The sequence below is a fragment of the Streptosporangiales bacterium genome (assembly GCA_009379825.1).
Taxonomy (GTDB): Bacteria; Actinomycetota; Actinomycetes; order Streptosporangiales; family WHST01; genus WHST01.
This window is the reverse complement of record WHTA01000026.1, coordinates 38,934-64,781: the sequence shown is the minus strand read 5'-3', so window position 1 is coordinate 64,781 and position 25,848 is coordinate 38,934. Positions and strand designations below refer to the sequence as shown.

The 25,848-nt window shown below is 71.4% G+C and carries 25 protein-coding genes and 1 pseudogene; 19 read left to right on the top strand and 7 right to left on the bottom strand.

Annotated features, from left to right (window positions below):
• From GEV07_14995 to GEV07_14985, 3 genes are all read left to right on the top strand, one after another.
• Positions 1-140: transposase (locus GEV07_14995; GenBank protein ID MQA03968.1), on the top strand; the 140-nt coding region annotated here is incomplete at its 5' end.
• An 83-nt stretch (positions 141-223) separates the two neighbouring features.
• Positions 224-1,060: a DUF3027 domain-containing protein gene (locus GEV07_14990; protein MQA03967.1), complete on the top strand. Its 837-nt coding sequence runs from the start codon at positions 224-226 to the stop codon at positions 1,058-1,060.
• A 14-nt stretch (positions 1,061-1,074) separates the two neighbouring features.
• Positions 1,075-4,083, top strand: a complete 3,009-nt coding sequence (locus GEV07_14985) for a hypothetical protein (GenBank protein ID MQA03966.1) — start codon at positions 1,075-1,077, stop codon at positions 4,081-4,083.
• Positions 4,084-4,091: 8 nt separating this feature from the next.
• Here GEV07_14985 and GEV07_14980 read toward each other — a convergent pair whose 3' ends face one another.
• Positions 4,092-4,346 carry a DUF2530 domain-containing protein gene (locus tag GEV07_14980; GenBank protein MQA03965.1) on the bottom strand — a complete coding sequence of 85 codons (255 nt, stop codon included), beginning with the start codon at positions 4,344-4,346 and terminating at the stop codon, positions 4,092-4,094.
• Positions 4,347-4,497: 151 nt separating this feature from the next.
• Between GEV07_14980 and GEV07_14975 the strand changes: the two genes are divergently transcribed.
• The 6 genes from GEV07_14975 to GEV07_14950 all read left to right on the top strand — a co-directional run bounded on the left by GEV07_14975 (position 4,498) and on the right by GEV07_14950 (position 11,167).
• A complete protein-coding gene (locus tag GEV07_14975; protein ID MQA03964.1) occupies positions 4,498-5,949 on the top strand; it encodes an NCS2 family permease in 1,452 nt (483 codons plus the stop codon).
• 155 nt (positions 5,950-6,104) lie between these two features.
• On the top strand, positions 6,105-6,488 hold the full coding sequence (locus GEV07_14970; protein MQA03963.1) for a MarR family transcriptional regulator: 384 nt from the start codon (positions 6,105-6,107) through the stop codon (positions 6,486-6,488).
• Between the two features lie 42 nt (positions 6,489-6,530).
• Entirely contained in the window at positions 6,531-7,877 is a 1,347-nt protein-coding gene (locus GEV07_14965) for an MFS transporter (GenBank protein MQA03962.1), read from the top strand.
• Complete coding sequence (gene thpR, locus GEV07_14960) at positions 7,874-8,428, top strand: RNA 2',3'-cyclic phosphodiesterase (protein MQA03961.1); 555 nt, start codon at positions 7,874-7,876, stop codon at positions 8,426-8,428. Before GEV07_14965 ends, thpR begins: the two co-directional genes overlap by 4 nt.
• A 175-nt stretch (positions 8,429-8,603) precedes the next feature.
• Positions 8,604-9,344 (top strand): FkbM family methyltransferase, encoded by a 741-nt coding sequence (locus tag GEV07_14955; GenBank protein MQA03960.1) that lies wholly within the window; start codon positions 8,604-8,606, stop codon positions 9,342-9,344.
• Positions 9,341-11,167: a hypothetical protein gene (locus tag GEV07_14950; protein MQA03959.1), complete on the top strand. Its 1,827-nt coding sequence runs from the start codon at positions 9,341-9,343 to the stop codon at positions 11,165-11,167. Before GEV07_14955 ends, GEV07_14950 begins: the two co-directional genes overlap by 4 nt.
• A gap of 9 nt (positions 11,168-11,176) precedes the next feature.
• Here GEV07_14950 and galE read toward each other — a convergent pair whose 3' ends face one another.
• Both galE and GEV07_14940 read right to left on the bottom strand, forming a co-directional pair.
• Entirely contained in the window at positions 11,177-12,205 is a 1,029-nt protein-coding gene (galE, locus tag GEV07_14945) for a UDP-glucose 4-epimerase GalE (protein ID MQA03958.1), read from the bottom strand.
• Between the two features lie 17 nt (positions 12,206-12,222).
• A pseudogene (locus tag GEV07_14940) lies at positions 12,223-13,162 on the bottom strand (hypothetical protein).
• A 133-nt stretch (positions 13,163-13,295) separates the two neighbouring features.
• Between GEV07_14940 and GEV07_14935 the strand changes: the two are divergent.
• Positions 13,296-13,910, top strand: a complete 615-nt coding sequence (locus GEV07_14935) for a MerR family transcriptional regulator (GenBank protein ID MQA03957.1) — start codon at positions 13,296-13,298, stop codon at positions 13,908-13,910.
• Between the two features lie 182 nt (positions 13,911-14,092).
• Here GEV07_14935 and GEV07_14930 read toward each other — a convergent pair whose 3' ends face one another.
• Positions 14,093-15,226, bottom strand: a complete 1,134-nt coding sequence (locus GEV07_14930) for a phosphoserine transaminase (protein ID MQA03956.1) — start codon at positions 15,224-15,226, stop codon at positions 14,093-14,095.
• A 116-nt stretch (positions 15,227-15,342) separates the two neighbouring features.
• Positions 15,343-16,446 carry a citrate synthase gene (locus GEV07_14925; GenBank protein ID MQA03955.1) on the bottom strand — a complete coding sequence of 368 codons (1,104 nt, stop codon included), beginning with the start codon at positions 16,444-16,446 and terminating at the stop codon, positions 15,343-15,345.
• A 220-nt stretch (positions 16,447-16,666) separates the two neighbouring features.
• On the opposite strand from GEV07_14925, the gene pdxH reads away from it, so the two are divergent.
• A complete protein-coding gene (gene pdxH / locus GEV07_14920) occupies positions 16,667-17,299 on the top strand; it encodes a pyridoxamine 5'-phosphate oxidase (protein ID MQA03954.1) in 633 nt (210 codons plus the stop codon).
• On the opposite strand, the gene GEV07_14915 is transcribed toward pdxH, so the two are convergent.
• Positions 17,289-17,903, bottom strand: coding sequence for a hypothetical protein (locus GEV07_14915; protein ID MQA03953.1), 615 nt, complete (start codon positions 17,901-17,903; stop codon positions 17,289-17,291). The two genes, pdxH and GEV07_14915, sit on opposite strands and share 11 nt — an antisense overlap.
• A 248-nt stretch (positions 17,904-18,151) precedes the next feature.
• On the opposite strand from GEV07_14915, the gene GEV07_14910 reads away from it, so the two are divergent.
• The 4 genes from GEV07_14910 to GEV07_14895 all read left to right on the top strand — a co-directional run bounded on the left by GEV07_14910 (position 18,152) and on the right by GEV07_14895 (position 21,960).
• Positions 18,152-19,177 carry an alcohol dehydrogenase catalytic domain-containing protein gene (locus tag GEV07_14910; GenBank protein ID MQA03952.1) on the top strand — a complete coding sequence of 342 codons (1,026 nt, stop codon included), beginning with the start codon at positions 18,152-18,154 and terminating at the stop codon, positions 19,175-19,177.
• Between the two features lie 145 nt (positions 19,178-19,322).
• Entirely contained in the window at positions 19,323-20,207 is an 885-nt protein-coding gene (locus GEV07_14905; GenBank protein ID MQA03951.1) for a L,D-transpeptidase family protein, read from the top strand.
• A 44-nt stretch (positions 20,208-20,251) separates the two neighbouring features.
• Positions 20,252-21,133 carry a hypothetical protein gene (locus GEV07_14900; protein ID MQA03950.1) on the top strand — a complete coding sequence of 294 codons (882 nt, stop codon included), beginning with the start codon at positions 20,252-20,254 and terminating at the stop codon, positions 21,131-21,133.
• 134 nt (positions 21,134-21,267) lie between these two features.
• Positions 21,268-21,960, top strand: coding sequence for a winged helix-turn-helix transcriptional regulator (locus tag GEV07_14895; GenBank protein ID MQA03949.1), 693 nt, complete (start codon positions 21,268-21,270; stop codon positions 21,958-21,960).
• Between the two features lie 416 nt (positions 21,961-22,376).
• On the opposite strand, the gene GEV07_14890 is transcribed toward GEV07_14895, so the two are convergent.
• Positions 22,377-23,393, bottom strand: coding sequence for a hypothetical protein (locus GEV07_14890; GenBank protein MQA03948.1), 1,017 nt, complete (start codon positions 23,391-23,393; stop codon positions 22,377-22,379).
• 385 nt (positions 23,394-23,778) lie between these two features.
• On the opposite strand from GEV07_14890, the gene GEV07_14885 reads away from it, so the two are divergent.
• Genes GEV07_14885 through GEV07_14870 form a run of 4 tightly spaced genes read left to right on the top strand, consistent with a single transcriptional unit; the run spans position 23,779 to position 25,839 of the window.
• Entirely contained in the window at positions 23,779-24,249 is a 471-nt protein-coding gene (locus tag GEV07_14885; protein MQA03947.1) for a cation transporter, read from the top strand.
• Positions 24,249-24,527, top strand: coding sequence for a pH regulation protein F (locus GEV07_14880; GenBank protein ID MQA03946.1), 279 nt, complete (start codon positions 24,249-24,251; stop codon positions 24,525-24,527). Before GEV07_14885 ends, GEV07_14880 begins: the two co-directional genes overlap by 1 nt.
• 11 nt (positions 24,528-24,538) lie before the next feature.
• Positions 24,539-24,847 (top strand): sodium:proton antiporter, encoded by a 309-nt coding sequence (locus GEV07_14875; GenBank protein MQA03945.1) that lies wholly within the window; start codon positions 24,539-24,541, stop codon positions 24,845-24,847.
• Positions 24,847-25,839, top strand: coding sequence for a DUF4040 domain-containing protein (locus GEV07_14870; GenBank protein ID MQA03944.1), 993 nt, complete (start codon positions 24,847-24,849; stop codon positions 25,837-25,839). Before GEV07_14875 ends, GEV07_14870 begins: the two co-directional genes overlap by 1 nt.
• Positions 25,840-25,848: the final 9 nt, after the last annotated feature.

Sequence of the window (25,848 nt, the reverse complement as noted above, 5' to 3'; positions counted from 1 at the left end):
TCGTCGAACGCCGCTTCTGCCACCTCAAGCAGTGGCGCGGCCTCGCCACCCGCTACGACAAACTCGCCATCGTCTACCACGCCGCCGCCGTCTTGAACGCTGTCATCGCCTGGACCACGCATTTACGAGACACGGCCTAGCCTCACCGCGGGACGACCACCCTGCCGCCGGGCGGTAGGGTGGAGTGCTGTCTCCCTAGCCCACTCATACGATCGGACCAGCCATGTCATCGGCTCTGCGCACCAGGAAGCCCGTGCTCGACACGGCCTGCGCCGATGCGGTCGAGCTCGCGCGTGAGGCAGCCGTACTCGCGGCGCCTTCGGCGGAGTCGGTCGGTGAGCACCTCGGCGTCGAGCCTGAGGACGACCGGGTGGCCAGCCACCTGTTCGCCTGCACCGACCTCGCGTACCGCGGTTGGCGTTGGTCGGTGACCGTCTCCCGCGCCTCCAGGGCACGCGCCATCACGGTGTCCGAGGTGACGCTGCTGCCGGGCGCAGAAGCGGTCGTAGCGCCGGCCTGGGTGCCGTGGGAGGAGCGCGTACGGCCGGGTGACCTCGGCCCTGGCGACCTGCTGCCCACGGCGCCCGAGGACGTGCGGCTGCAGCCCGGCTACACCGAGACCGGTGCGGACGCCGACCCCGCGACCTGGTGGGAGCCGGGCATCGGCCGGGATCGGGTGCTGTCGATCGAAGGGCGTACGGACGCCGCAGAGCGCTGGTACGCCGGCGACCACGGCCCGGACACCGCCATTGCCCGCTCGGCGCCCGCCACCTGCGCCACCTGTGGCTTCTTCGTGCCGCTCGGCGGCTCGCTGTGGCAGCTCTTCGGTGTCTGCGCCAACGAGATGGTGCCGGCGGACGGCTCCGTGGTGAGCCTGGACCACGGCTGCGGCGGACACTCCGAGGCGGCGGTGGAGCACAAGGCCTCACCGGTGGAGGTGGTGCCCGCCGTCGACGAGGAGACGTTCGACATCGTGGACGTCGCACGCACCCCCGCGGCGGCAGCCGACCAGGAGGCCGACTTGGCCGAGGGCGCGGACGAACAGCTCGGCCACAGCTGAGCGACCATCGAGGCATGGGCGAGGCGCGCGGGCTAGCCGACTCCGCGGACTACTTCGACACCGCGACGCTTCGCGCCCGCGTGCTCGCCGCATGGTCGGCGGCGCCTGCGCGGTTCCGTGAGGACGCGAACGCCGAGGAGGACTACGCGCTCGGCGCGTACCGCGACCGGCTGGTCGTCGAGCTCGCACAGAACGCGGCGGACGCCGCGATCGCGGCCGGCGTGCCCGGCCGGCTGCGGCTGGTGCTCGACGACGACGAGCTGCGCGCTGTCAACGCCGGTGCGCCGCTCGACGCGGCCGGGGTGGAGTCGCTGTCCACGTTGCGTGCGTCCGCGAAGCGCGAGGGACCGACGACCGGGCGCTTCGGTGTCGGGTTCGCCGCGGTGCTATCGGTCAGCGACGAGCCGCGGATCCGTTCCACGTCCGGCGGCGTCGCCTGGTCGCGACCGGCCGTCGCGGGCGAGGTGGCGGCCGTCCCCGCGCTCGCCGACGAGCTCGGCCGCCGCGAGGGGCACGTCCCCGCACTGCGGTTGCCGTACCCCTGCGACGAGGCGCCGCCCGACGGCTACGACACGGAGGTCGTGCTCCCGCTGCGCGACGCCGCCGCGAAGGAGTACGCGCACCGGCTGCTCGTCGACGTCGGCCCGGCCCTGTTGCTCGGCCTGCCGGCTCTGCGAACGGTGCAGCTGACGTACTCCGGTGTCGTCCGCGAGCTACGCGCCAGCTGGGACGAGTCAGGTGCGCTGGTGGAGACCGACGACGGCGGGGTGGTCACGCGCTGGCGGATCGCCACCCGCGCCGGCGAGCTCGACCAGGAGCTGCTCGCCGACCGGCCGGCCGAGGAGCGCGCCAGGCCACACTGGTCGGTGCGGTGGGCGGTGCCGCTGTCCGGCGACGACCTGCCGCGGCCGTTGCCCGCCGGGGTGTCACCGGTGCTGCACGGGCCGACGCCGAGCGACGAGCCGGTCGACGTACCGGCCCTGCTGTTGGCGTCGTTCCCGCTCGACCCGGCGCGCCGGCACGTGGCGCCTGGCGCGCTCACCGACTACCTGGTGACGCAGGCGGCCGAGACGTACGCGGACCTGGTGACCGCGCTGCCCGCCGACCCGGCCGTACTCGAGCTGGTACCCGGCCCGGTGTCGGCGGGGGTGCTCGACGGCAAGGTGCGGCAGGCGGTGCACGACGCGCTGCCCGGCCGGGCGTTCCTGCCGACCGCGGCCGCCGGGCCCGCGGTGGTGCCGCCGGACGCGACGGCCGCCGACGTCCCCGCCGGCCTGATCGACGTACTCGCCGAGGTGCTGCCGGGGCTGCTGCCCGCCGGTTGGTCGCACCGCGGTACCGCGTTGCGGTTGCTGGGCGTACGCGAGCTCGGGCTCGGCGACGTCGTCGACCTGCTGGCCACCCTGCGCCGGGACCCTGCGTGGTGGCAGCGGGTGTACGCGGAGCTGGAGTCCGTCGACCGCGACGCGCTGCCGGCGCTGCCGGTACCCCTGGCCGACGGCCGTACGGTACGCGGCCCGCGCGGCGTGCTGCTGCCGACGGCCGACCTCGACGTCGAGGCGTTGAGCGCGCTGGGCGTACGGGTCGTCGACGCCGAGGCGGTGCACCCGCTGCTCGGCCGGCTCGGGGCCGTGGAAGGCAACTGGCGCGCGGTGCTCGACGACCCGCACGTGCGCGCGGCCGTGGCCGGCTCGTACGAGGCGGACGACCCGGAGGTCGTGGCGGCCGCGGTGCTGCCGGCCGTGCGGGCGAGCACGCTGGAGCCCGGCGACGAGCCGTGGTTGGCGGCGTTGGCGCTGCGCGACAGCGACGGCGACGTGCGGGTGGCGGACGAGCTGCTGCTCCCTGACGGGCCGATGGCGCAGGTGGTGTCCGCGGACGCCCCGTTCGGCGCGGTGGCCGCCGACCTGGCGGAGCAGTGGGGCGGGGAGACGCTGGCGCGCGTGGGTGTGGTGGAGAACTTCGCCATCGTGCGCGACGAGGACCTGCCGCTCGACCCGGACGAGTGCGACCACGACCTCGACGGCGAGGACGCCTGGATCGAGGACACGCTCGCCGTGCTCGGCGCGGCCGACGACGTGCCGCCGGTGCTCGTGGAGTTCGTCGCCGTACGCGATCTCGACCTGGTGGCGCCGGACCGCTGGGGCGACGCGTTGCGGTTGCTCGGCGAGCCGACGTTGCGGGCGGCGATCGTGGAGCCGGCCACCGTGCTGCTCGGCGACGGGCGGCGCAGCCTGGTGCCTTCGTACACCGCGTGGTGGTTGCGCACCAGCCCGATCGTGGACGGCAGGCGACCGGCCGACCTGCGTACGGCCGACGCGGACCCGCTGCTCGCGGCGCTCTACGACGAGGCGCCGGCCGGCGACACCGCGCTGCTCGCGGCGGTGGGTGTGCGTACGACCGTGGCGGCGTTGCTCAGCGAGGCGTCGGGTGTGGCGGACCTGCTGGCGCGGCTGGTCGAGGCGGAACGGTCGGTGACGCCGGTGCAGCTGCACGGCCTCTACTCGGCGCTCGCCGACGGCCCCGACGTCGACGTCCAGCCGCCGGAGCGGCTGCGGGTGGTGCAGGGGACGGGCACGGTGGTCGTGGACGCCGCGGACGTCGTCGTGCTCGACGCGCCCGACCTGTTGCCGTTGCTCGGCGACCGACCGGTCGTGGCCGTCCGGCGCGACCGGGTGGTGCGGCTGGCGGCGTTGCTCGACCTGCCGTTGGCCAGCGAGCTGGTGTCGGGCCACGTGGAGTCCACCGGCGACGTCGAGCCGGTACCCGACCTGGTGCGCGGTGTGGTGCCAGGCGCGCCTGCCAGCTACCTGGCACACGACCCGCTGGTCGTGGACGGCACCGCGGCGGACTGGCGCTACGTCGACGGCGAGATCCACGCGGCGTCGCTGACCGGCCTGGCCCGCGGCGTCGCCTGGGCGGGCGGGCACTGGGAGCAGCGCCACCTGCTGGCCGCCCTCCTGTCGGGCGACACCCCCATCGCCGACCTACTGGCCGAAGCCCGCCTGGACGCCTGGCCGTAAGGACGGGGTCAGCGGCGGAACGGGCTGCGGGCGAAGTAGCCGATGCCGATCAGGCCGAGGGCGATGCCGGCGACGCAGACCCAGCGCCACCACCGGTCGTCGACCGGCAGCAGGTGGCCGAAGACCAACAGCACCACGAGCGCGACGATCCACAGCAAGGTGATGATCGCCACCGTGAGCAGCGCGTTGGGCCGCAGCGGTGGCGGGCTGGAGTGGCGTGGCCGTGGGTCAGGCACGTCCGCCAGCCTACCCGGACGAGTCATCACGTTCACGTGTCGGCCGCCCGCGCGCACGGGTGATCTGCTCGCCTTCTGGCAACGCGTTCTGGCAGGCTTCTCGGTGCCCGGTAGACGTCGTCGTCTGGCTGTTCTGCGGCACCCGGTCCGCGTGCCGCACGCCTGCGAGGAGTTCGCCATGAGTGAGACCGCTCAACGCGACGCCGCGGCAGCGCGTGGTCCTGTCGACAGGTACTTCGCGATCAGTGCCCGCGGCTCGACCGTCGCGAGGGAGCTCCGCGGCGGGCTGGTGACGTTCATGACGATGGCGTACATCGTCGTGCTCAACCCGATCATCCTCGGGAACGCCCCGGACATGAACGGCACGGTGCTCGGGCCCGGCCGGGTGGCGGCGGTGACCGCGCTCGTCGCCGGTGTGCTGACCATCCTGATGGGCGTCGTCGGACGGTACCCGCTCGCGCTCGCCGCCGGCCTCGGCATCAACGGCTTCGTCGCGGGGCTGGTCATCAGCAAGACGTTGAGCTGGCCCGAGGTGATGGGGCTGGTCGTCATCGAGGGGGTGCTTGTCACCATCCTCGTAGTCACCGGGTTCCGCACCGCCGTGTTCAACGCGATCCCCAGACAGCTGAAGACCGCCATCAGCGTCGGCATCGGGTTGTTCATCGCACTGATCGGCTTCGTCGACGCCGGGTTCGTCTCCCGCCCGGAACAGGGCACCGTGCCGCTCCAGCTCGGCGTCGTCGGCCAGCTGACGGGATGGCCGATCGTCGTCTTCGTCTTCGGCGTGCTGCTGATGGCCGTGCTCGTCGCCCGCAAGACGCGCGGCGCGATCCTGATCGCCATCGTCGCCGCCACGGTCCTCGCGTTCGTCGTGCAGGCGATCTTCGACATCGGAGTCGCGCCGGAGGAGCCAGGCGGTTGGAGCAACGCGGTGCCCGCCGTCCCCACGGACCCGTTCCGGCTGCCCGATCTGAGCCTGATCGGCGACGTGAGCCTGTTCGGGTCGTTCACCAGGATCAGCGTGCTCGCCGTGATCCTGCTCATCTTCTCGCTGATGCTCTCCGACTTCTTCGACACCATGGGCACCGTCGTCGGGGTAGGCGCGGAGGCGAACCTGCTCGACGAGCACGGCCGGCTGCCCGGCATCGGTCGGGTGCTGTTCGTCGACTCGATCGCCGCCATCGCGGGCGGCGCGTCGTCGGTCTCGTCGAACACGACCTACGTGGAGTCGACCGCGGGCGTCGGTGAGGGTGCACGTACCGGGCTGGCGAGCATCGTCACCGGGCTGCTCTTCCTGCTCGCCATCTTCCTCGCTCCGCTGGTGGAGGTCATCCCCTCGCAGGCCGCCGCGCCCGCCCTCGTCGTCGTCGGGTTCCTGATGATGACCCAGGTCACCGGCATCGACTGGAAGGACTCCGGGGTCGCCATCCCGGCCTTCCTCACCATCGTGGTGATGCCGTTCACGTACTCGATCGCCAACGGCATCGGGGCCGGGTTCGTCAGCTACGTGGTGATCAGGGTCGCGCAGCGGCGGGCCAGGGAGATCCACCCGTTGATGTGGGTCGTCGGGGCTCTGTTCGCGCTGTACTTCGCCATCGCACCGATCGAGAAGCTGCTCGGCCTCGGCTGAGCGGCTCCAGAGGTGTAATGCCCCGTAGGGCCTACTGCCCTTTACGTTAGCTTTGCTAACGAGTAAGATGCGTACATGTGCGCGTCGTAAACGATTCCCTCAGGTCCGCAGTGCGGACGAACGCTGCGCTGTCGAGCACGTTGCGTATCTCCGTGATGCGGTTGTCGCGCCGGCTGCGTGCGCAGCGGGCCGCCGAGCTCGACGCACTGCCGGCCACACAGGTGGCGGCACTGGCGACACTCGAGCAGCACGGGCCGCTGGCCCTGAACGAGCTGGCCAGGCGCGAACGGGTGAAGCCGCCGTCGATGACCCGCATCGTCGCGCAGCTCGAGCAGCGGGCGCTGGTCGAACGCACGGCGCACCCGACCGACCGCCGGCAGGCGTTGTTCGCGCCGACGGTCCAGGGGCGCCGGCTGATCAAGGAGGACCGCAAGCGACGCGACGCCTGGCTCGCACAACGCCTGAAAGAGCTCACTCCTGCCGAACGCGACGCACTACGCGCCGCCGTCCCCGTACTGGAGAAGCTCGCCACCGCATGAGGACGTACCGCCGTCCGTTGGATTGGAGAAACTAGCCCCAGCATGAGGCTTCCGAACACCTTCCGGTCACTACGGGTAAGGAACTACCGGCTCTACTGGTCGGGTGCCATCGTCTCGAACGTCGGCACCTGGATGCAGCGCATCGCACAGGACTGGTTGGTGCTCCACCTCTCCGGCAACAGCGGTGTGGCGCTCGGTGTCACCACGGGTCTGCAGTTCCTGCCGTTGCTGCTGTTCGGTCTCTGGGGTGGCGTGCTCGCCGACCGGCTCGACAAGCGCAAGCTGTTGGTCGCCACGCAGATCGCGTTCGCCGTCGTCGGGGTGACGCTGGGGTTGCTCAACCTCACCGGCGTCGTCGAGGTCTGGCACGTGTACGCGCTGGCGTTGACGTTCGGCATCGTGACGGCCGTCGACAACCCGACCAGGCAGGCGTTCGTGGTCGAGATGGTCGGGCAGCAGGAGGTCAGCAACGCGGTCGCGCTGAACAGCGCGTCGTTCAACACCGCGCGCATCGTCGGCCCCGCGGTTGCCGGCGTGCTGATCAGCCTGGTCGGCACCGGGCCGGTCTTCCTCATCAACGCGGCCTCGTACGCCGCGGTGGTCGTCGGGCTGCGGCTGATGCGCGCCGACGAGCTGCGGCTGCCGGACCGGGTGTCCAGGGAGCCGGGCCAGCTCAGGGAGGGGCTGCGGTACGTACGTGAGCGGCCCGAGCTGTTACTGCCGATCATCATCGTCGGTGTGGTCGGGACGTTCGGGTTCAACTTCCAGATCACCATGGCGCTGATGACCAAGGAGGTCTTCGGCCGTGGCGCGGGCGCGTTCGGGCTGCTGGCCACGGCGATGGCGGTGGGCTCGCTGACCGGTGCGCTGCTCGCCGCTCGCCGTGCGCGGCCGCGGGCGCGGTTCTTCGTGCAGGCCGCGGTGTTGTTCGGCGTGCTGGAGATCGTCGCCGGGCTGCTGCCGACGTACGAGACGTTCATGGCGATCCTGGTGCCGATCGGGGTGTTCGCCATCAGCATGGCCACTACGGCGAACGCGTACGTCCAGATGCAGACACGGCCGTCGATGCGCGGCCGGGTGATGTCGCTGTACATGCTGGTCTTCATGGGTGGCACGCCGATCGGGGCGCCGCTTGTCGGCTGGATCGCCGGCCTGCTCGGTGCCCAGTGGGGTCTGATCAGCGGCGGGATCATCTGCGTCGTCGCGACGGTCGTGGTCACCGCGGTGCTCGCGCGGAAGCAGGGCATGCGGATACGTCCCCGGGTGCGGCCGTTGCCACACTGGGACGTGGAGCGCACGCGGGAGGAGGATGCGGTCGTGACCGTGACCGACATCGACGTACGCACGGCCGGTCAGCCGGCGCTGGCGTCCTCCCGCCAGGCGGAATGAGGCTGTTCGCCGCGCTGGTGCCACCGGCCGAGGTGCTCGCCGAGGTCGACGAGGCGCTGGCCGAGGCCCGCCGACAGCTGCCCGAGCTGCGGTGGGAGTCGGCCGCCAGGATGCACCTGACGCTGGCGTTCTACGGCGAGGTGACCGACGTCGTCGCGCAGCGGCTGCAGGCGCGGCTGGCACGCGCGTGCAGCCGGCACCCGGCGCTGACGCTGGCGTTCGCAGGCGCGGGTGCGTTCCCGCGCCGGGCCAGGGCGAGCGTGTTCTGGCTGGCGGTGACCGGCGACCGGCAGCCGCTTGTCAGGTTGGCCGGTTCGCTCGGGGCGGCCGGCCGCCGCGTCGGGCTGGCCATGGACGAGCGCACCTACCGCCCGCACCTCACCGTCGGCCGGGCGAAGAAGCAGCCGTGTGACGTACGGGCACAGGTGGCGCAGCTCGAGGACTACCGGGGACCCGACTGGCGGGCGACCGAGGTCGCGCTCGTACGCAGCCACCTCGGGCCGCAGCCGCGGTACGAGACCGTCGCCGCCTGGCCGCTGGCCGGTGGGTAGCCTGCGAAGGTGAACCCCAGGACCACGCGCTGGCTGCTGCCGCTGGTGCTCGCGGTGCTCGTGGTACTCGTCGTGCTCAACGCGCTACTCCGCTGACGGTGCAACGTACCCGGGCGTACCGCGCCGCCTGGCCGGTAAGGCAGGATGGGATGACGTGAGGTCCGGTCCGCGCGGGATGTTGACTGCCCGCCTCCTGCACACGCTGGCCGCGGGTACCCCGTGGGTCGAGCCGGAGGTGCGTGGGCTCCGCCGGCTGGTCGGCCGCGGTGACACGGTCATCGACGTCGGAGCCGGGCTGGGCGTCTACACCTCCGTGCTGTCCCAGCTGGTCGGGCCCGCCGGGGTCGTCCTCAGCGTGGAGCCGCTGCCTGGTTACTACGCGCGCTACGACGGCTGGCTGCGGCTGCGGGCGGGTGCGAACGTGCATCGCTGCGCGGTCGCCGTCGCGGACCACGCGCACACCGCGCGGGTGCGGGTGCCGCTGCGTAGGGGCCGGCCGGTCACCGGCAGGTCGTTCGTCGCGACCGGCGCCCGCGGCCTCGGCTCGAACGCCGAGTTCGCGGCGCACGTCGAGCACGAGATCCCGGTGAGTACGCTGGACGACCTGGCCGCACGCGCGCGGCTCGGGCGCGTCGACTTCGTGAAGGCGGACGTGGAGGGTGCCGAGCTGGCACTGGCCCGCGGCGCCGAAAGGATTATTCGGACATTCCAGCCGAGTGTCCTCCTCGAGGTCGAGAACCGGCACGCGCAGAGGTACGGTCACTGTGCGAAGGACGTTGTCGGCTGGTTCACCGAACGTGGTTACCACGTCTCGGCGTGGTCCAGAGGGGAGTGGCGTCGCGTGTCCAACGTGCGAGACGGCTGTCGCAACTACCTGTTCCAGCCGCACTGGCAGCTACCGCGGAGCCGGTGTTGAGCGCAACCGGCTACCTGACGCGGGCTGTGGCGGCGGTCGCGCTGGCCGCCACGGCGGTGGCGCCCGGCCTGGTCACCGACCAGCAGGCCGCCGCCGCGCCGAAGAAGGACGTCGCGTTCCGCTTCACCGACACCCGGATCGACGCGTCCAGCGGGCTCGCGGTCTCGCCGAAGGAGCCCGAGTACGTCTTCACCGTCAACGACCACGCGCCGACGCGGGTCTTCGGCATCAACCCGGAGACCGGCCGCTCGGACGCGACCATGCGGCTCGAGGGCGCGCAGAACGTCAACTGGGAGGCCCTCGCCGCCGGGCGCGGGCGCAACCTCTGGGTCGGTGACATCGGGGACAACGAGAGCGTGAGGGACAGCCTCATGCTCTACCGGTACAAGCTCCCGCAGCCGGTCCAGACCGGCTACTTCCCGGTCTCCGCGGCGTACGAGGTCACCTATCCCGACGGCGCGCACGACGCCGAGGCGCTGCTGGTCAACCCGAAGACCAACATCCCGTACGTGGTCACCAAGGGCCCCAACGGGCGGCTCTACCGCGCCGACGACCTGGTCCCCGGGGCGAACGAGCTGACCAAGCTGGACGGCAAGCTGCCGCCGATGATCACCGACGGCGCGTTCCGGCCGGACGGCAAGCAGTTCGTGCTGCGCAGCTACGACACCGGCTACGTCTACTCGACGACCGGGAAGCAGCTGGGCTCGTTCCCGCTGCCGAAGCAGCAGCAGGGCGAGGGCATCACGTACACCGCCGACGGCAATGACCTGCTGCTGAGCTCGGAGGGCAAGCGCAGCGAGGTGCTCAGCCTGAACGTGGACGAGGCGCTCGCCGCAGGGAAGAAGCCGAAGGCGAAGCAGTCGAGCAAGCCGGAAGCCAGCGAGGACGACGAGAGCGGCATCGCGCTCTCCGACGTGTTGTTCATCGCCACGCCGATCGTCATCGCGTTGCTTGCGGCCGCGGCCGCGTTCTTCCTCCGGCGCCGGCAGCGGCCTGCGGGCGGCGAGCCCGGCGGCCGGCGCGAGCGCAAGTACGAGCGCGACGAGCCGTATCCGGCGCCTGACTACGGCACGACCGCCGAACCGGTCGACGCCGACGGCTGGCCGGTGCCTGGCCGCCGAGGTCGCGACGCGGCCGTCCCCGTCGGGCCGGGTGCACCGCCCACCATCCCGCCGCTGTCGCAGCAGGCACCGCCGCCGGGGGCGGGCCAGGTTCCGCCGCCGCCACCGGGCGCGCGCCACGCGAACGGCCCCGGCATGCCGGAAGCGCCGGACGACCGGCCCGGTGCCCGCCACTCGATCCCCAGGCACGCGGACGGTGCCCCGCTACCGCCACCGCCGGGAGCTGCCTTCGGCAACGGCGCACCGTCCCCGCCGGGGGACAGGTACGGCAACGGCCTGTCCGAGTCCCGAACGCCGTCCGGTCCCCGGCACGCACCCGGCCACGGCCCACCGGGCGAGACCGCGCCACCATCCGGCCCGGGCGCCAACGGTGCGCCGCCGCCTCCACCGGGTGGCGCGTTCGACAACGGTGCACCGCCACCCCCGCCTGGTGGTGGGTTCGGTAACGGCGCGCCTCCGCCGCTGGGCGGCCCGGGAGCCAACGGCCCGCCTCCGCCTGGTGGTGGGTTCGGCAACGATGCGCCGCCGCCCGACGGTGCGCCGCCGGCCGCGCCGGGACAGGGCAACGGCGGGTCGGCGCTGCCGCCTCCGCCGGGTACCAGGCGGGCCGCCGAGGGCGGCGGGCGGCGGGCGGCCAAGCCGCCTGGTGGCCGTCGGCGCCGTAAGTCGGGCGGCGGGGAGCCGTTCTGGCTGCAGGAGTGACGCGGTCGGTCAGGCCGGGTCGCGGTAGCCGTACGGGTTCTGCTGTTGCCAGCGCCAGTGGTCGGCGCACATCTCGTCGAGTGCTCGGCTGGCCCGCCAGCCCAGGTCGCGCTGCGCCTTGCTCGGGTCGCAGTACGACACGGCGGCGTCGCCGGGACGGCGGTCCGCGACGACCGAGGGCAGCTGGTGTCCCACGGCGCGTTCGAAGGCGTGCAGCACCTCGAGGACGGACGAGCCGGTGCCGGTGCCGAGGTTCCAGGCGTTCGCCCCAGGGAACTCGTCCAGGTGCTCGAGCGCGGCGAGGTGGCCCTCGGCGAGGTCCAGCACGTGGATGTAATCGCGCACCCCGGTGCCGTCCGGGGTCGGGTAGTCGTCGCCGAAGACGACCAGCTTGTCGCGACGGCCGATGGCCACCTGGGCGGTGAACGGCAGCAGGTTCGCCGGCACGCCCTGCGGGTCCTCGCCGATGCGGCCGGACGGGTGCGCGCCCACCGGGTTGAAGTACCGCAGCAACGCCAGCCGCCACCGGGCGTCGGCGGCCGCCACGTCGGTGAGGATCTGCTCGATGTGCACCTTCGTCTGGCCGTACGGGTTGACGGCGCCGAGCTGCAGGTCCTCGTGCAGCGGCATGTCCTCGGCCTCGCCGTGCAGCCCGTAGACGGTGGCGGACGAGCTGAACACCAGCCGGAACACGTCGTGCCGCTGCATCACCCGCAGCAGCGCCAGCGTGCCACCGATGTTGGTGGAGTAGTAGCGCAGCGGGTCGGCGACCGACTCGCCCACGGCCTTCAGGCCGGCGATGTGTACGACGGCGTCGAGCTCCATCCGCGCGAACAGGTCGTCGAGCGCACCCTCGTCGAGCAGGTCGACGAGGTGCAGCTCAGGCTCCCGCCCCGCCAGCTCGCTGACGCGCCGCACCGCCTCCTCGTACGAGTTGGTGAGGTTGTCCACGATCATCACGTCGTGGCCGGCCTCGAGCAGGGCGAGGGTCGTGTGGCTGCCGATGTACCCGGCACCGCCGGTGACCAGTACGCGCATCCGCCCACCGTATCCGCTCACCCGACCACGCCGGTGACGGTCGCGGACTGCGTCACCGCAACGCGCCGGCGGGCAGCGGCGAGCACCAGCGCGAGGCCGGCCGCGGTGACGATGGCGAGCACGGCGGCGAGGGCCACGGTCAGGGTGTCCGGCTGCACGACCGACTGGCCGCGCAGCGCCTGCCAGGTCACCAGGGCGAGCGCCCCGGCATAGCCGCCCGCGGCGAGCAGCACGAGCCGGCTCCGCACCGCCTCACAGCGCAGCAGCGCGTAGCGGCCGGCGAGTGCGGTGAGCAGCATCGCGAGCAGTACGAGCACCTGCAGGCCGCCGGCGACCGTGCTCCAGCCGGTGATCGGCAGACCTGGCCCGTCGTCCCGCGCGCCCACGGTGTGCGCACCGATGACCCCCGCCTGCCGGCCCGCTTCGAGCCTGGCCATCTGGTCGGGCGTCGGCCGAGGCATGAAGAACGCGACCGCCATGCCCGCGAGCGAGATCAGCGTGCCGGTGCGGATCGCCCAGCTGGTCGACCGCGCGCTGAGCGGCTGTCGGAGGAACAGCACGCCCGCGACGAGGTTCGCCACCCACAGCGTGACGATCATCGCCGCCATGGTCTGGAAGACGGCTGTGTCGAACGGCGTCACGTAGTTGAAGTGGCTCTGTCGTCCCCGCACCACCTGCAGCACGATGGCGGCGAGCTCGTCGGCGAGCAGCCCGCCGAGCCGAGCCACCAGCCGAGCCGGCGCCAGCGGTGTAGCCGCGAGAGCAGCCACGCCAACGTGAGGCCGTAGCAGGCGATCGAGACGGCGAACTTCGCCGGCTTCAGCCAGATGGGCGCACCGACGAGCACCCGGTCGTCGACGGCGAGTCCGACGACGCACACCACGAGACCAACAGCGACGCGCCGGACACGGCCATCAGGGGACGGTGCCAGCGCACCACGCGGCGAACCATGGAGATTGAAGCGGACACGCCCGACTCTTATGGACAGTGAAGCTATCTATAACGGATAGTTATACTATCCACAGTTGCTCGCGATTGTGCAAGAGGTAATTCGGAGACGAAGGAGGCGCGGTCGGTGCGGATAGCCGAGCTGAGCGGGCGGACCGGAGTTCCCATCCCGACGATCAAGTACTACCTGCGCGAGGGGCTGCTCCCGCGCGGCGAGCGCACCAGTCCCAACCAGGCGCAGTACGACGAGCGCCACGAGAGCCGGCTGCGGCTGGTGCGTGCGTTGGTCGAGGTCGGTGGGTTGTCCATCGCGACGACGCGGGACGTGCTCGCCTACCTGGAGCAGCCGGGGCCGACGCTCAACCAGCGGCTCGGCCGGGCGGTCGGGAGCATCACACCGGTCAAGGCGACGGCAGACGAAGAGGCACGCAGCGCCGCCACCGAGGTCGTCGACGGGCTGGTCGAGCGGCGCGGCTGGCGGATCAACGTCGACCATCCCGCGTACGCCAACCTGGTGGAGGTGGTGGCCGGCCTCAGCGGCGCCGTCGGGGAGGGCCTGCTCGCCAACGTCGACCGCTACGCCGAGGCGGCCGAGGTGGTGGCGAAGGAAGACCTGGCCCTGGTCGCCCAACAGACCGACGTCGACGCGGCCGTGGAGACAGCCATCGTCGGCACGGTCGCCGGCGACCTGCTGCTAGCCGCCCTGCGCCGGGCAGCCCAGGTCAACGAGTCGGGCCGGGTCTTCGGCCCCACCTGACTACGGCCGACCACGCCCTACAGCTGCCTTCGGCCCGGCCAGCCTGTGGCTAGCCATCCTGCGTCGGGCGGCACGGGTCGACGAGTCCGGCCAACCCGCCCCACGGCGGGGCGCCCGAAGACGGCCATCCGGCCTTGGGTCGCCGGCCGGTCACCTGCCACGCGGGGGCGGGCGGCCGGGTGTCAGAGGCGGTCGAGGATGTAGTCGATGGAGGTGGTGAGGGCCTCTACGTCGGCCGGGTCGATGGCGGGGAACATGCCGATGCGCAGCTGGTTGCGGCCCAGCTTGCGGTACGGCTCGGTGTCCACGATGCCGTTGGCCCGCAGGGTGGCGGCCAGCATCTTGGTGTTCACGCCCTCGATGAAGTCGATCGTGCCGACGACGTTGGACCGCTGCGCCGGGTTGCTCACGAACGGCTCGGCGACCGGGGTCTTCTCCGCCCAGCTGTACAGGTGGGCCGCCGAGCGCGCGCTGCGCTCCGTTGCCCAGGTGAGCCCGCCGTGCTCGTTGAGCCAGCCGAGCTGGTCGGCGAGCAGGAACAGGGTGGCGACCGCCGGGGTGTTGTACGTCTGGTCCTTCGCCGAGTTGTCCACGGCGGTGGCGAGGTCGAGGAACGTCGGGATGTACCTGCCGGACGCCTTCACCTCCTGCACCCGCTCGAGCGCGGCCGGCGACATCGCCGCGATCCACAGCCCGCCGTCGGAGGCGAAGCACTTCTGCGGGGCGAAGTAGTAGACGTCGAACTCGCTCGGGTCGACCACGAGGCCGCCGGCGCCGCTGGTGGCGTCGACCACGATCAGCGAGTCGTCGTTCGCGCCAGGGATGCGCATTACCGGCATCGCGACGCCGGTCGACGTCTCGTTGTGGGTCAGCGCGTAGACGTCCACGTCGCCGGTCGCGTGCGGGGTCGGGTGGGTGCCGGGGTCGGACTGCACCAGCTCGGGCTCCTCCAGCCACGGCGCGGCCTTGGTCGCCGCCGCGAACTTGCTGGAGAACTCGCCGAAGACGCAGTGCTGCGAGCGGTTCCTGACCAGGCTGAACGCCGCGATGTCCCAGAACGCGGTGGAACCGCCGTTGCCGAGGACCACCTGGTAGTCGTCGGGCAGGCCGAAGAGCTCCTGGACGCCTTCCTTGACCTGCTTGACCAGCCACTTGATCGGCGCCTGCCGGTGCGAGGTGCCGAGCAGCCGGGTTCCGGTGTCGGCGAGAGCTGCCACGGCGGCCGGTCGCACCTTGGACGGTCCACAGCCGAAGCGGCCGTCCGCAGGTAGCAGGCCGGAGGGAACGGTGATGGGGGAATTCGCTTCTTCAGCCACGTCTCGAGGCTATCGGGTAGCACAGCGTGATCAATAGAGCCCCGAGAGTAACTTTTCGTGAGTGTCGCGGGTACGCCACGGCCGCGCCGCGGCGTACCCTTGGCAGTCGAGTCCGGTTACCCGGCGATGATCTTGTCGTAGCCGGTGACGGCGGTGGCCGGCCGTTCCTGCGGGCCCATGTACCGCGCGGCCGGGCGGATCAGCCGGCCGGTCTTCTTCTCCTCCAGGATGTGCGCGCTCCAGCCGGCGGTGCGGGCGGAGGTGAACATCGCGGTGAACTTGTCCGGCGGCACGCCGGCGAAGTCGAGCACGATGGCGGCCCAGAACTCCACGTTGGTCTCGAGCACCCGGTCCGGCCGGCGTGCCCGCAGCTCGGCAAGCGCGGCCTGCTCGAGCGCCGCGGCCACCTCGTAGCGCTCCGCACCGAGCTCCTGTGCCGTACGCCGCAGCACCCGCGCCCGCGGGTCCTCGGCGCGGTAGACGCGGTGCCCGAAGCCCATCAGCCGGCCGCCGGAGTCGAGCTCCTGCTTCACGTACGCGGTCGCGTCGCCGAGCCGCTCGACCTCCTCGATCATGTGCAGCACGCGTGCCGGTGCGCCGCCGTGCAGCGGGCCGGACATCGCGCCGACCGCACCGGACAGCGCGGCCGCGACGTCCGCGCCGGTGGACGCGATCACCCTGGAGGTGAACGTGGACGCGTTCATGCCGTGCTCGGCCGCCGAGACGAGGTAAGCGTCGACCGCCTGCACCTGCTCAGGCGTCGGCTCGCCGAGCCAGCGGATCATGAACCGCTCGGTGATGGTCCTGGCCTTGTCCACCTCGCTCTGCGGCACCATCGGCAGGTCCTGGCCGCGCATCGACTGGGCGATGAACGACAGCGCGGTGACCGCGACCCTGGCGAGGTCGTCGCGGGCCTGTTCCGGCGTGATGTCGTAGAGCTGCTGCAGTCCCCAGACCGGCGCGAGCATGGCGAGTGCGGACTGCACGTCGACGCGGACGTCGCCGGAGTGCACCGGCAGCGGGAACGGCTCCGCAGGCGGCAGGCCGGGCGCGAACTCGCCGTCCACCAACAGCCCCCAGACGTGGCCGAAGGTGACCTTGCCGGCGAGGTCCTCGATGTCGACGCCGCGGTACCTGAGGGCGCCACCTTCCTTGTCGGGCTCCGCGATCTGCGTTTCGAACGCGACTACGCCCTCGAGGCCCGGTTTGAAGTCGGACATGCACTGCTCCCGTCTGCCTGGCCGCGGATAGCGGCCACCACGATCGGACCACCCGCCTGAGGTGGTTCACCATTCGAGAGCTGACATTCAACCCCTGGTCGCTGGTCAGGTGCCAGTCGGGGCGGTGTCCGACACATCACACTACGGGCGGCTCCGCTCGTGGCACCATCGCCGTGTGAACACTCCAGAACCCGCGCGGCCGCAGTCCGATCCCGCGTCGCTGCGCCGTGCGTACGCCGCCGCGGGGCTGGCCGAGACCGAGCTGGCGCCCGACCCGATGACCCAGTTCGACCGGTGGTTCGCGGACGCCACGGCGGCCCGCGAGGTGCTGGCGGAGCCGAACGCCATGGTGGTCGCCACCGCCGACGAGGACGGCCGGCCGAGCTCCCGTACGGTGCTGATGAAGGGGTACGACGAGCACGGGTTCGTGTTCTACACGAACTACCGCTCCCGCAAGGGCCGCGAGCTCGCCGCCAACCCGCGGGCGAGCGCGACGTTCCCGTGGATCCACCTGGAGCGGCAGGTGATCGTGTGCGGTGACGTGGAGCAGGTCACCCGCGAGGAGAGCGCGGCCTACTTCGCCGTACGCCCGCGCGGCTCGCAGCTCGGCGCCTGGGCGAGCGAGGAGCAGTCCGCGCCCGTCGCGTCCAGGGACGTACTCGAGGACCGGTACGAACGGCTGCAGCACCGTTGGCCGGAGGACGTCGAGGTGCCGCTGCCGGACTTCTGGGGCGGCTTCCGGATCCGGCCGCTGACGGTGGAGTTCTGGCAGGGCCGCGGCGACCGGATGCACGACCGGCTGCGCTACACGAGGACGGACGGCGGCTGGCGGGTCGAGCGCCTCAACCCGTGACCGCGAAGCGGGCCGGGTCGACGGTGACCCAGACCGACTGGGCACGGCCGAGCACCCGGCCGTCGGCGTCGTAGAGGGCGGATACGGTACGGATCTTGCGGCCCTCGCGGCTCACCACGGCCGCGACCGCCACGCACCGGTCGCCGGCGTACGGCGCCTCGTCCACGATGCCGGTCATGGTGCCGAGCAGCGCCGGCTCGCCCGGCATGTCCCACGCCCAGCCGGACGTGCAGTCGAGCACCGTCCAGGCGAACTCCGCGCCGATGACCGGCACCTCCGCGCCCGCCGGCAGCAGCGAGTCGTCCGGCTGCCAGGCGGCGGCCACCCGGCCGTCGCCGAGCCGACCGATCGCCAGCCGCAGGCCGTCGCCAGGGGCGCGCTCGCCGCCGCAGCCGAAGCAGGTGGGCATCGGGTGCGTGGTGAACCCCGGGTAGCGCTCGCCGGCCGCGAGCGCCTCCTCGTACGGCACCGGCTCAGGCGGGTCGACGTCCAGCGAGCCTGGTGCCGCCTCCGCGAGCACCGTCTCGTCCTGCCGGAGGGTGGCCCGCGGCCCGGCCACGTCCACGGTGAGCGCCGCGTCGAGCGGGATCGGTGCGCGCAGCACCGTGGTGACGGCGCGCGGCTCGACGCCGTGCGGTGCGGTGTCGGCAGCTCAGTCACCCCCACGTACGTCGCGACCCGGCTCGCCACGTAGCCGCCGTTGCCGGACCCCGGCGGACCGCAGAACCTGGCCGGCACGACGAGCGTCTCGCGCGTACGGTGACCGCTGGAAGTCGAGGAGGCCGGGGGCGCTGGGTCGTCGAGCATGGCCACGACCGTACCCAACGCCGGGCCGGTGTGAAGGAGGCTGTCGTGCGAGGTGTGTATCTGCCCGGTCAGCGCCGGGTGGTCGTCCGCGAGGACCTGCCCGACCCGGAGCCCGGCCACGGCCAGGTGCTGCTGCGGATGCGCGCCTCGACCATCTGTGGCAGCGACCTGCGGGCGATCTACCGGGAGCACCTCGGTACGGGTCCGGAGGCGTACCAGGACGTGGTCGCCGGGCACGAGCCGAGCGGCGAGGTCGTGGTGGTCGGCCCGGGGTGCGTGCGGCTGGCGCCAGGCGACCGGGTCGCCGTCTACCACATCGCCGGCTGTGGCCAGTGCCGCGACTGCCAGGACGGGTACTTCATCAGCTGCACCTCGCCGCGGCGGGCCGCGTACGGCTGGCAGCGCGACGGCGGCCACGCCGACCTGATGGTCGCCGAGGAGGACACCTGCATCGTGCTGCCCGACTCGCTGAGCTACCTGGACGGCGCCTGCGTGGCCTGCGGCTTCGGCACCGCGTACCAGGCGCTGTTGCGTGCGAAGCCGTCCGGCAGGGACGACCTGTTGGTCACCGGCCTCGGTCCGGTCGGCCTCGCGGTGGCCATCCTTGGGGCGGCCTTCGGCGTGTCCGGCGTGGTGGGCGTGGACCCGTCGCCGCAGCGCCGGCAGCTCGCGCTCGACCTCGGGCTGGTCGAGCAGGCGGTGCCGACCGCCGACGAGCTGGCCGGCGGCTTCTCGGTGACGGTCGACTGCTCGGGCTCGTCGGCGGGCCGGCTGGACGCCGTGCGCAGCACCGCGCGGTGGGGCAGGTGCGTGCTGGTCGGCGAGGGTGGCGCGTTCGACGTGCCGGCGAGCCCGCTGCTGATCCACCCGCAGCTGACGGTGATGGGCTCCTGGGTGACCAGCGTCGGGCGGATGCACGACCTGGTCGGGCTGCTGCACCGGCGGGGGCTGCGCCCGGAACGGATCGTGACGCACCGCTTCCCGCTGGCTGCGGCGGCGGAGGCGTACGAGATCGCCGACGCCGGCGCCGCCGGCAAGGTCGCGGTGGTGTTCGACGAGGTCAGCGCCTAAAAAGGGGTTCGTCGGCGGATAACAAGAGCATCACCTTGCCGGGGCCGGTGTGGACTCCCCGTAAGCGAGCAGATACATTGCGGTTCGTGCGCTGCACCCGGTGACCGTGCCTTCCCCGGCCGGTGGCAGCGCGTGCCGCCCCGTAATGCCCCGTTCAGGAGATCGATTGAAGACCCGCCTGAACCGGTCGTCCCTCGCGACCGGTGTCGTAGGTCACGCGTGCGCACGGAGTCGTGTCTCGCGCATCGCCGCGGTCGCGGCCGCAGCCATCCTGACGGCGACCGCTCTCGCCGGCTGCGGGTCCGACGACGGCAAATCGGCCGAGCCGAAGAACGCGTCCACGACCGCGAAGGCGTCGGCGAAGGCTAAGCCGAAGAAGATCAAGACCTCGTCGACGTTCACCACGATCGCCGGCCTGCCGCGCGACAACTCGATGAAGGAGACCGACGGCAAGGTCGTACACCCCAAGAAGAAGACGAAGATCTACGACAACCCACGTGGCTCTGTCGTGGCTCGCTTGCCCGTCAAGGAACTCGGCAATCTCACCTGGGTTCCGGTGGTGGACGAGCGTTCTGGTTGGCTCAGGATCCTGCTGCCCTCGAAGCCGAACGGCTCGACCGGCTGGATCAAGTCCACCAACCAGCTGCAGGTCGCACGCTCCATGCATGTGATCAAGATCGATGTGGCTGCCCGCACGCTGACCTTGCTGAAGAACGGTTCCGAGGTCGGCAGCTGGGACGTCGCTGTCGGTACGAAGAAGACACCCACACCGCGGGTGCGCACCTACCTGATGGCCTCGATCATCGATCAGAAGCAGCGCAAGTACACACCGATCGTGCTCCCGCTCGGAGCACATTCCGACACGCTGGACACGTTCGGTGGCGGCCCTGGCACGGTCGCGATTCATGGTTGGTCCACTGACTCATCGGTCTTTGGACAGGCCGTATCGAACGGGTGCGTCCGCGTTCCAGCTGACGCACTGACAGAACTCCGTTCGGTACCGCTCGGCTCGCTGGTACTCATCCGGTGAGCAGACCCCCCGAGAAAGAAACGGTACGAGGAGGCCACACCCTGATGGCATGGAAGAAGATCGCTGGAGCAGGCGTCGCCGCAACTGTCGGCGTCGGCATGCTCATCGCAGCGGTCAACCCGGCGAACGCTGCTGGTCACTACCCGGAGAACGCGTTCGCGCTGCAGGTGCAGGCGTTGGGGAAGGACGTACTCGCCGCAATGCCCTACGTCGAGTCGCCGAGCGGTGACTTGGTGAAGGAGCGGCTGGTTTCCATCCCGGCGCGCGACAACAACCCGACGCTGTCGCTCCCCGTGTCCGACGACGCCCCGATGGACGTGAACGTCCTCGAGGCGATCGCCGAGGCGAACCACGCGGAGTCCCGGGTTGCCAGCCTGAACCTCGGTGGTGAGGGCGGCCTCATCACCGCAGATGTGATCTCGGCCAAGTGTGAGAAGGCGGCCGGTTCGACGACGATCGCGGACCTGAACATCGCCGGCGACACCGTGGCCGGCACCGTGGACGCCCCCGCGCCGAACACCAAGATCGGTGTGCCCGGGCTCCTGGAGATCACCCTGAACGAGCAGATCAGCAACGACGACGGCAGCCTCACGGTGAACGCCGTGCACGTCGAGGTGGCTCCCGGCCTGACGGCGAGCCAGGTCAACGAGCTGGTCGCGTCGCTCGACGCGGCGGGTGGCCTCAGCGCGGGCGCCGGTCTGACCGGCCTGGGCGAGCTGGACCTGAGCAACGTGCTCGCCAGTGAGCAGACCGAGGGCTCGCTCGTCGACGTGGTCGTGGCCAGTGCCACCTGCGGTGACACCCCGGCCGACGACGGCGACGACGATGACGACGACGACGGCGACGACGGTGGTGACGACGGCGACAACGGCGGCTCGGCCCCGACGCCCACTCCCGTGCCGACCAACCACGCAGTGACCGGCTAGCAGCACCGGACACTGGCAGTAATCACCCCTGCGATGGCCCGCGGCCGCCGATGGCGGCCGCGGGCCATCGCCTTTCTGGGGGCCGGCCGTCCAGGGCGCGTCCTGGTGTCGGGCGGCGCAGGTACCATGCCTGTGTGACTGCGCATGGTCTTATCGACACGACGGAGATGTACCTCAAGGCAATCTTCGAGTTGACCGAAGAGGGCATCGTTCCGTTGCGCGCGCGGATCGCCGAGCGGCTCAACCAGAGCGGACCCACGGTCAGCCAGACGGTCGCGCGGATGGAGCGCGACGGCCTGGTGAAGGTGGAAGGCGACCGGCACCTGGAGTTCTCGCCGCGCGGCCACCAGTACGCGATGCAGGTCATGCGCAAGCACCGGCTGGCCGAGGTGCTGCTGCTCGACGTGCTCGGCCTCGACTGGGAGCACGTACACGTCGAGGCTTGCCGGTGGGAGCACGTGATGTCCGACGACGTGGAGCGGCGCATCGTCGCGCTCTGCGACAAGCCGCGGCTGTGCCCGCACGGCAACCCGATCCCCGGGCTGGACGAGCTCGACGTGCCGCTCGAGCAGGCGCCCGCAGCCGAGCTGCGCACGGCCCGCGAGGTCGCGCGTCCCGGCGTGAGCACGAAGGCCGTGATCAGGCGAATCAGCGAACGCGTCCAGGACGACGTCCAGTTCATGCGCGAGCTACACGACGCCGGCGTCGCCCCGAGCGCCGAAGTAACCCTCACCGCCCGCAGCGACGACACGGTAGAGCTGGCGATCGGCGTCAGCACCCTGGTGCTGGACGGCGCCAAGCCAGACGCCCTCTTCGTCGCCTCCTGACGCTCGCCCGGTCCCGGCTGGCTGCGCACAGCCCCAGCCCGGATGCTGTGTCCTTCTCGCCTCCTGACCTGATCCGGCCGGCACGCGCGTCGCCGCCGGCCGCTGCGTCGCATAGGCCCGGGCCCGCCACCACCCGGTTGCGCGGTCCTGGGCATGGGCATGGGCCTGAGTCTGTGGCGCGCGAAGCTGGCGCCGGCCGGAGGGTCGCTGTGTCTTCGCCGCTTCCTGACACCACCGGCTGGCTGCGTTGGCCGCTGCTCGGGCGTTGGCCCGGCGCGGGCGTAGGTACCAGCCTTGCGGTGCGTAGCCGCCGCCCGTCGGTTGCCTTCTCGCACACCTGACACCCGCCCCGGGCCGCCATTCGCCGGCTGGTTGGCGTGCGGCGGCGAGCCGGGATGCCGGGAACCCGACGCCGGTCAGTCGGTGGGGTCGACGGCTGCTGCGATGAGTTGGCGGGTGTCCGCGAGCAGGGTGTCCGGGTGCACCGGCTGGTTGGTGACGGCGGACAGGAAGGTGGGCAGCCCGGGGAGCGGGTAGCCGTCGTCGGCGCGTACGTGGCGGGCCAGCGCTCGCTCCTCCGGGGGCAGCGCCTCGTCGTCGATGCGGGCCCTGGTCTCCTCCCAGGCCTCCAGCACCTCGGTGCGGTTCGGTACGCCGAAGCCGTGCCCGACCGGTGCGGCATGCCGCAGGCCGACCAGCGGGCTGCCGCCGAGCCTGCGGGCCACCCGCACCCGGGTGCGCAGCGTGGCACGCAGCTGCTCCGGCAGTCGGGTACGTACGGTGCAGTCGGCCTGGCAGTAGCCGGCGCACGCGGCGAGGGCGTCCGCGACGTGCGAGTGGTGTCGGTCCAGGTAGCTCTGCCACTCCGCCATCGGCCGGTCGGCGACGTCGACGGCGATGCGGGCGGCCTTTCGCTCCGGGCCGCCGTGCTGGCACTGCCTGGTGTCGGTCGCCCACAGGCTGGACTCGCCGAGTACGTGCGCACGCAGCCGCGCCGGGTCGGCGGCGTGGCCGAGCATGGGCTCCCAGATCAGCAGCGGCAGGTACTCGTTCACGATGTGGGTGACGGAGAGCGTGTGCGACATGTCGCCGCGTTCCCACCGCACCGCGATGACCTCGAGCATCAGCGTGAACGCGGGCAGCAGCGACGCCAGCGCGCCGCGCTCGTACGCGTCCGGGCGCTGCGGCATCCAGGAACGGCACGCCCGGTCGGCCAGTGCCGCGGGCACGCCGGGGAAGTGGTCGAAGTCCTCGGCGTCGAGGTCGAGCAGCCGGCCGCCGAACTCGCACAAGTGCACGACCCGGTCCCGCCGTTCGGGGTCCAGGTGCCCGAACAGTCGTGCGGCAGCGGCGATCTCGCCGAACGCGTACCTGTCCACCAGGCTCCGGACGAGGTCGCGCGCGTCCGGCGGTCTCGCGTCAGCTGCGCCCACGCCGGCCTCCGTCCGGTTCGCCGCCCAGGTGTCCCATATCCCGGTCACAGTAGCCGAGTGCATGTCCGTCAGATCGGGACGGATCGCCTACCTGCGGGAAGATCAACTGGCCTAGGCCTGCGGCGTCTGAAGAGGTGTGCGATGTTAACGTATCGGCAAAACTGGCGGCTGGAACGCCCATGCCGATCCGCCGCCACCGGTGCCGAGAAAGTCGATGCGGATGCGCCCGCCGTGGAGCTCGCCCGCCGCGACGGTAGATGGGGCAGAGAGGGTGTCGGAACCGGTGAAACGCCGGTGCCAAGCTGAATGACTGGCCGACTACGGTCCGCTATGTGAGATGGCAGGAGCGGGCCGCGGTCGGGTAAGCGGGTGAAGGAGTGGTGTGATGCGCTGGGTCATCGGCTTGGCGGCGCCACTCGTGGCGTTCTGGCTGTTGCTCTCCGGGCACTACACCGTGCTGCTCCTCACCCTCGGCGTCGTCTCCATCGTGCTGACCGTCTGGGTCGTCTCCCGGATGGAGCGTGCCGAGGTGCACATCCCCGTACGGATGGCGCTGCGGCTGCCGCTGTACTGCCTGTGGCTCGGCGGCCAGATCCTGCTGTCCGCCCTGAAGGTCCTCGGCCAGGTGTGGTCGCCGCGCCTGGCGCCGAAACCGCGGGTGGACGTGACGCCGGTCGACGGCATCCCGGAGCTGTCCCAGGCCATCTACGCGAACTCGATCACGTTGACACCCGGGACGCTGTCGCTGGAAGTCGACGACCGCGGGATCGAGGTGCACGCCCTCCGCTCGACGGACCTCGACGACTTGCAGGCTGGCAGCATGCTGCGCCGGGTGAAGCCGCTGGAGGGGCGTTGATGTACGTCGCGGCGATGGTCGCCCTGCTCGTCACCATGGGGCTGGCGTTGGCGAGGTCGTTCCTCGGGCCGATTCTCTACGACCGCATCCTGGCCATCAACATGTTCGGTACGAAGACCGTGCTGTTCATCGCGGTCGTCGGGTTCCTCGCCGGCCGCCCGCAGTTCCTCGACATCGCGCTGTTCTACGCGCTGGTGAACTTCGTAGGCACGATCGCCGTGTTGCGTCTCACGCACTACGACGAGCTCGACGTCATGCCGGGCGAGGGACCGCAGTGACCGCACCGCAGATCCTCGACGTCGCCACCGGTGTGCTGCTGGCCATCGGCTGTGTCTTCGTGGTCTCCGGCGGGCTCGGCGTGCTGCGGATGCCGGACTTCTACACCAGGATCCACGCCGCCGGCCTCACCGACTCCGCCGGCGCCACCTTCATCCTGCTCGGGCTGCTGCTGCAGGCGCCCGACTGGGGCGTCGGTGTGCGGCTGGTGCTGATCGTGTTGTTCATGCTGTTGACCGGCCCGACAGCGACCCACGTGCTCGCGCAGGCGGGGCGGAAGGACAACGTGCACATCTGGCACGCGGGGGAGAAGCGGCGCTGATGGCGACATTCGAACTGATCAACATCGCCCTGCTCGGCATCCTCGTAGCGACGGCGATCGTCATCACCCGGATGCGCGCGCTCTACGGGGCGGTCATGCTCGCCGCGTTGTTCAGCCTGGTGTCGGCGAGCATGTTCGTGCTGCTCGACGCGGTCGACGTGGCGTTCACCGAGGCCGCCGTGGGCGCGGGCATCAGCACCGTGCTGTTCCTCACCACCCTCGCCATCACCCGGTCGCGGGAGGCGCAGACGCCGCGCCGGCGGGTGCTGCCGGCCAGCCTCGGTGCGCTCTTCACCGGCGGCATGCTGCTGTACGCGAGCCAGGACCTGCCGGGCTTCGGCACGGCGGACTCCCCGGTGCAGGAGCACCCGATCACGCACACGTACCTGGAGGAGTCGCAGCACGAGATCGGAGTGCCGAACACGGTGACCTCGGTGCTGGCAAGCTACCGAGGCTTCGACACGCTGGGCGAGCTCGCGGTGATCTTCACCGCGGGCGTCGCGGTGCTGTTGATCCTCACCTACCTGCCCAGGCAGTCGGAGGAAGCCGAGCGCGCCGCGCTGTTGCTCACCGACTACCCGGTCCTGCGGGTGGTCAGCACGATCCTCATGCCGTTCATCCTGGTGTTCGCGTTCTACGTGCAGTTCCACGGCGACTACGGGCCTGGCGGCGGTTTCCAGGCCGGTGTCATCGTCGCCGCAGGGTTCGTGTTGTACGGGCTGGTCTTCGGGCTGGACAGCGGGCGGCGCGTCATGCCCAGGCGGGTGTTGCTCGCCCTCGTCCCGCTCGGGTTGCTGCTGTACGCGGGCGTCGGCGTGGTGAACATGCTGCTCGGTGGGTCGTTCCTCGAGTACGGCACGCTGAACCTACACCACCCGGAGGAGGGCCAGCACATCGGCATCCTGCTGATCGAGCTCGGTGTCGGCGTGACCGTGGCTGCCGTCCTCACGGTGGTGTTCTTCGCCTTCGCGGGTAGGAGAGTGCCGCGGTGATCCTCACGC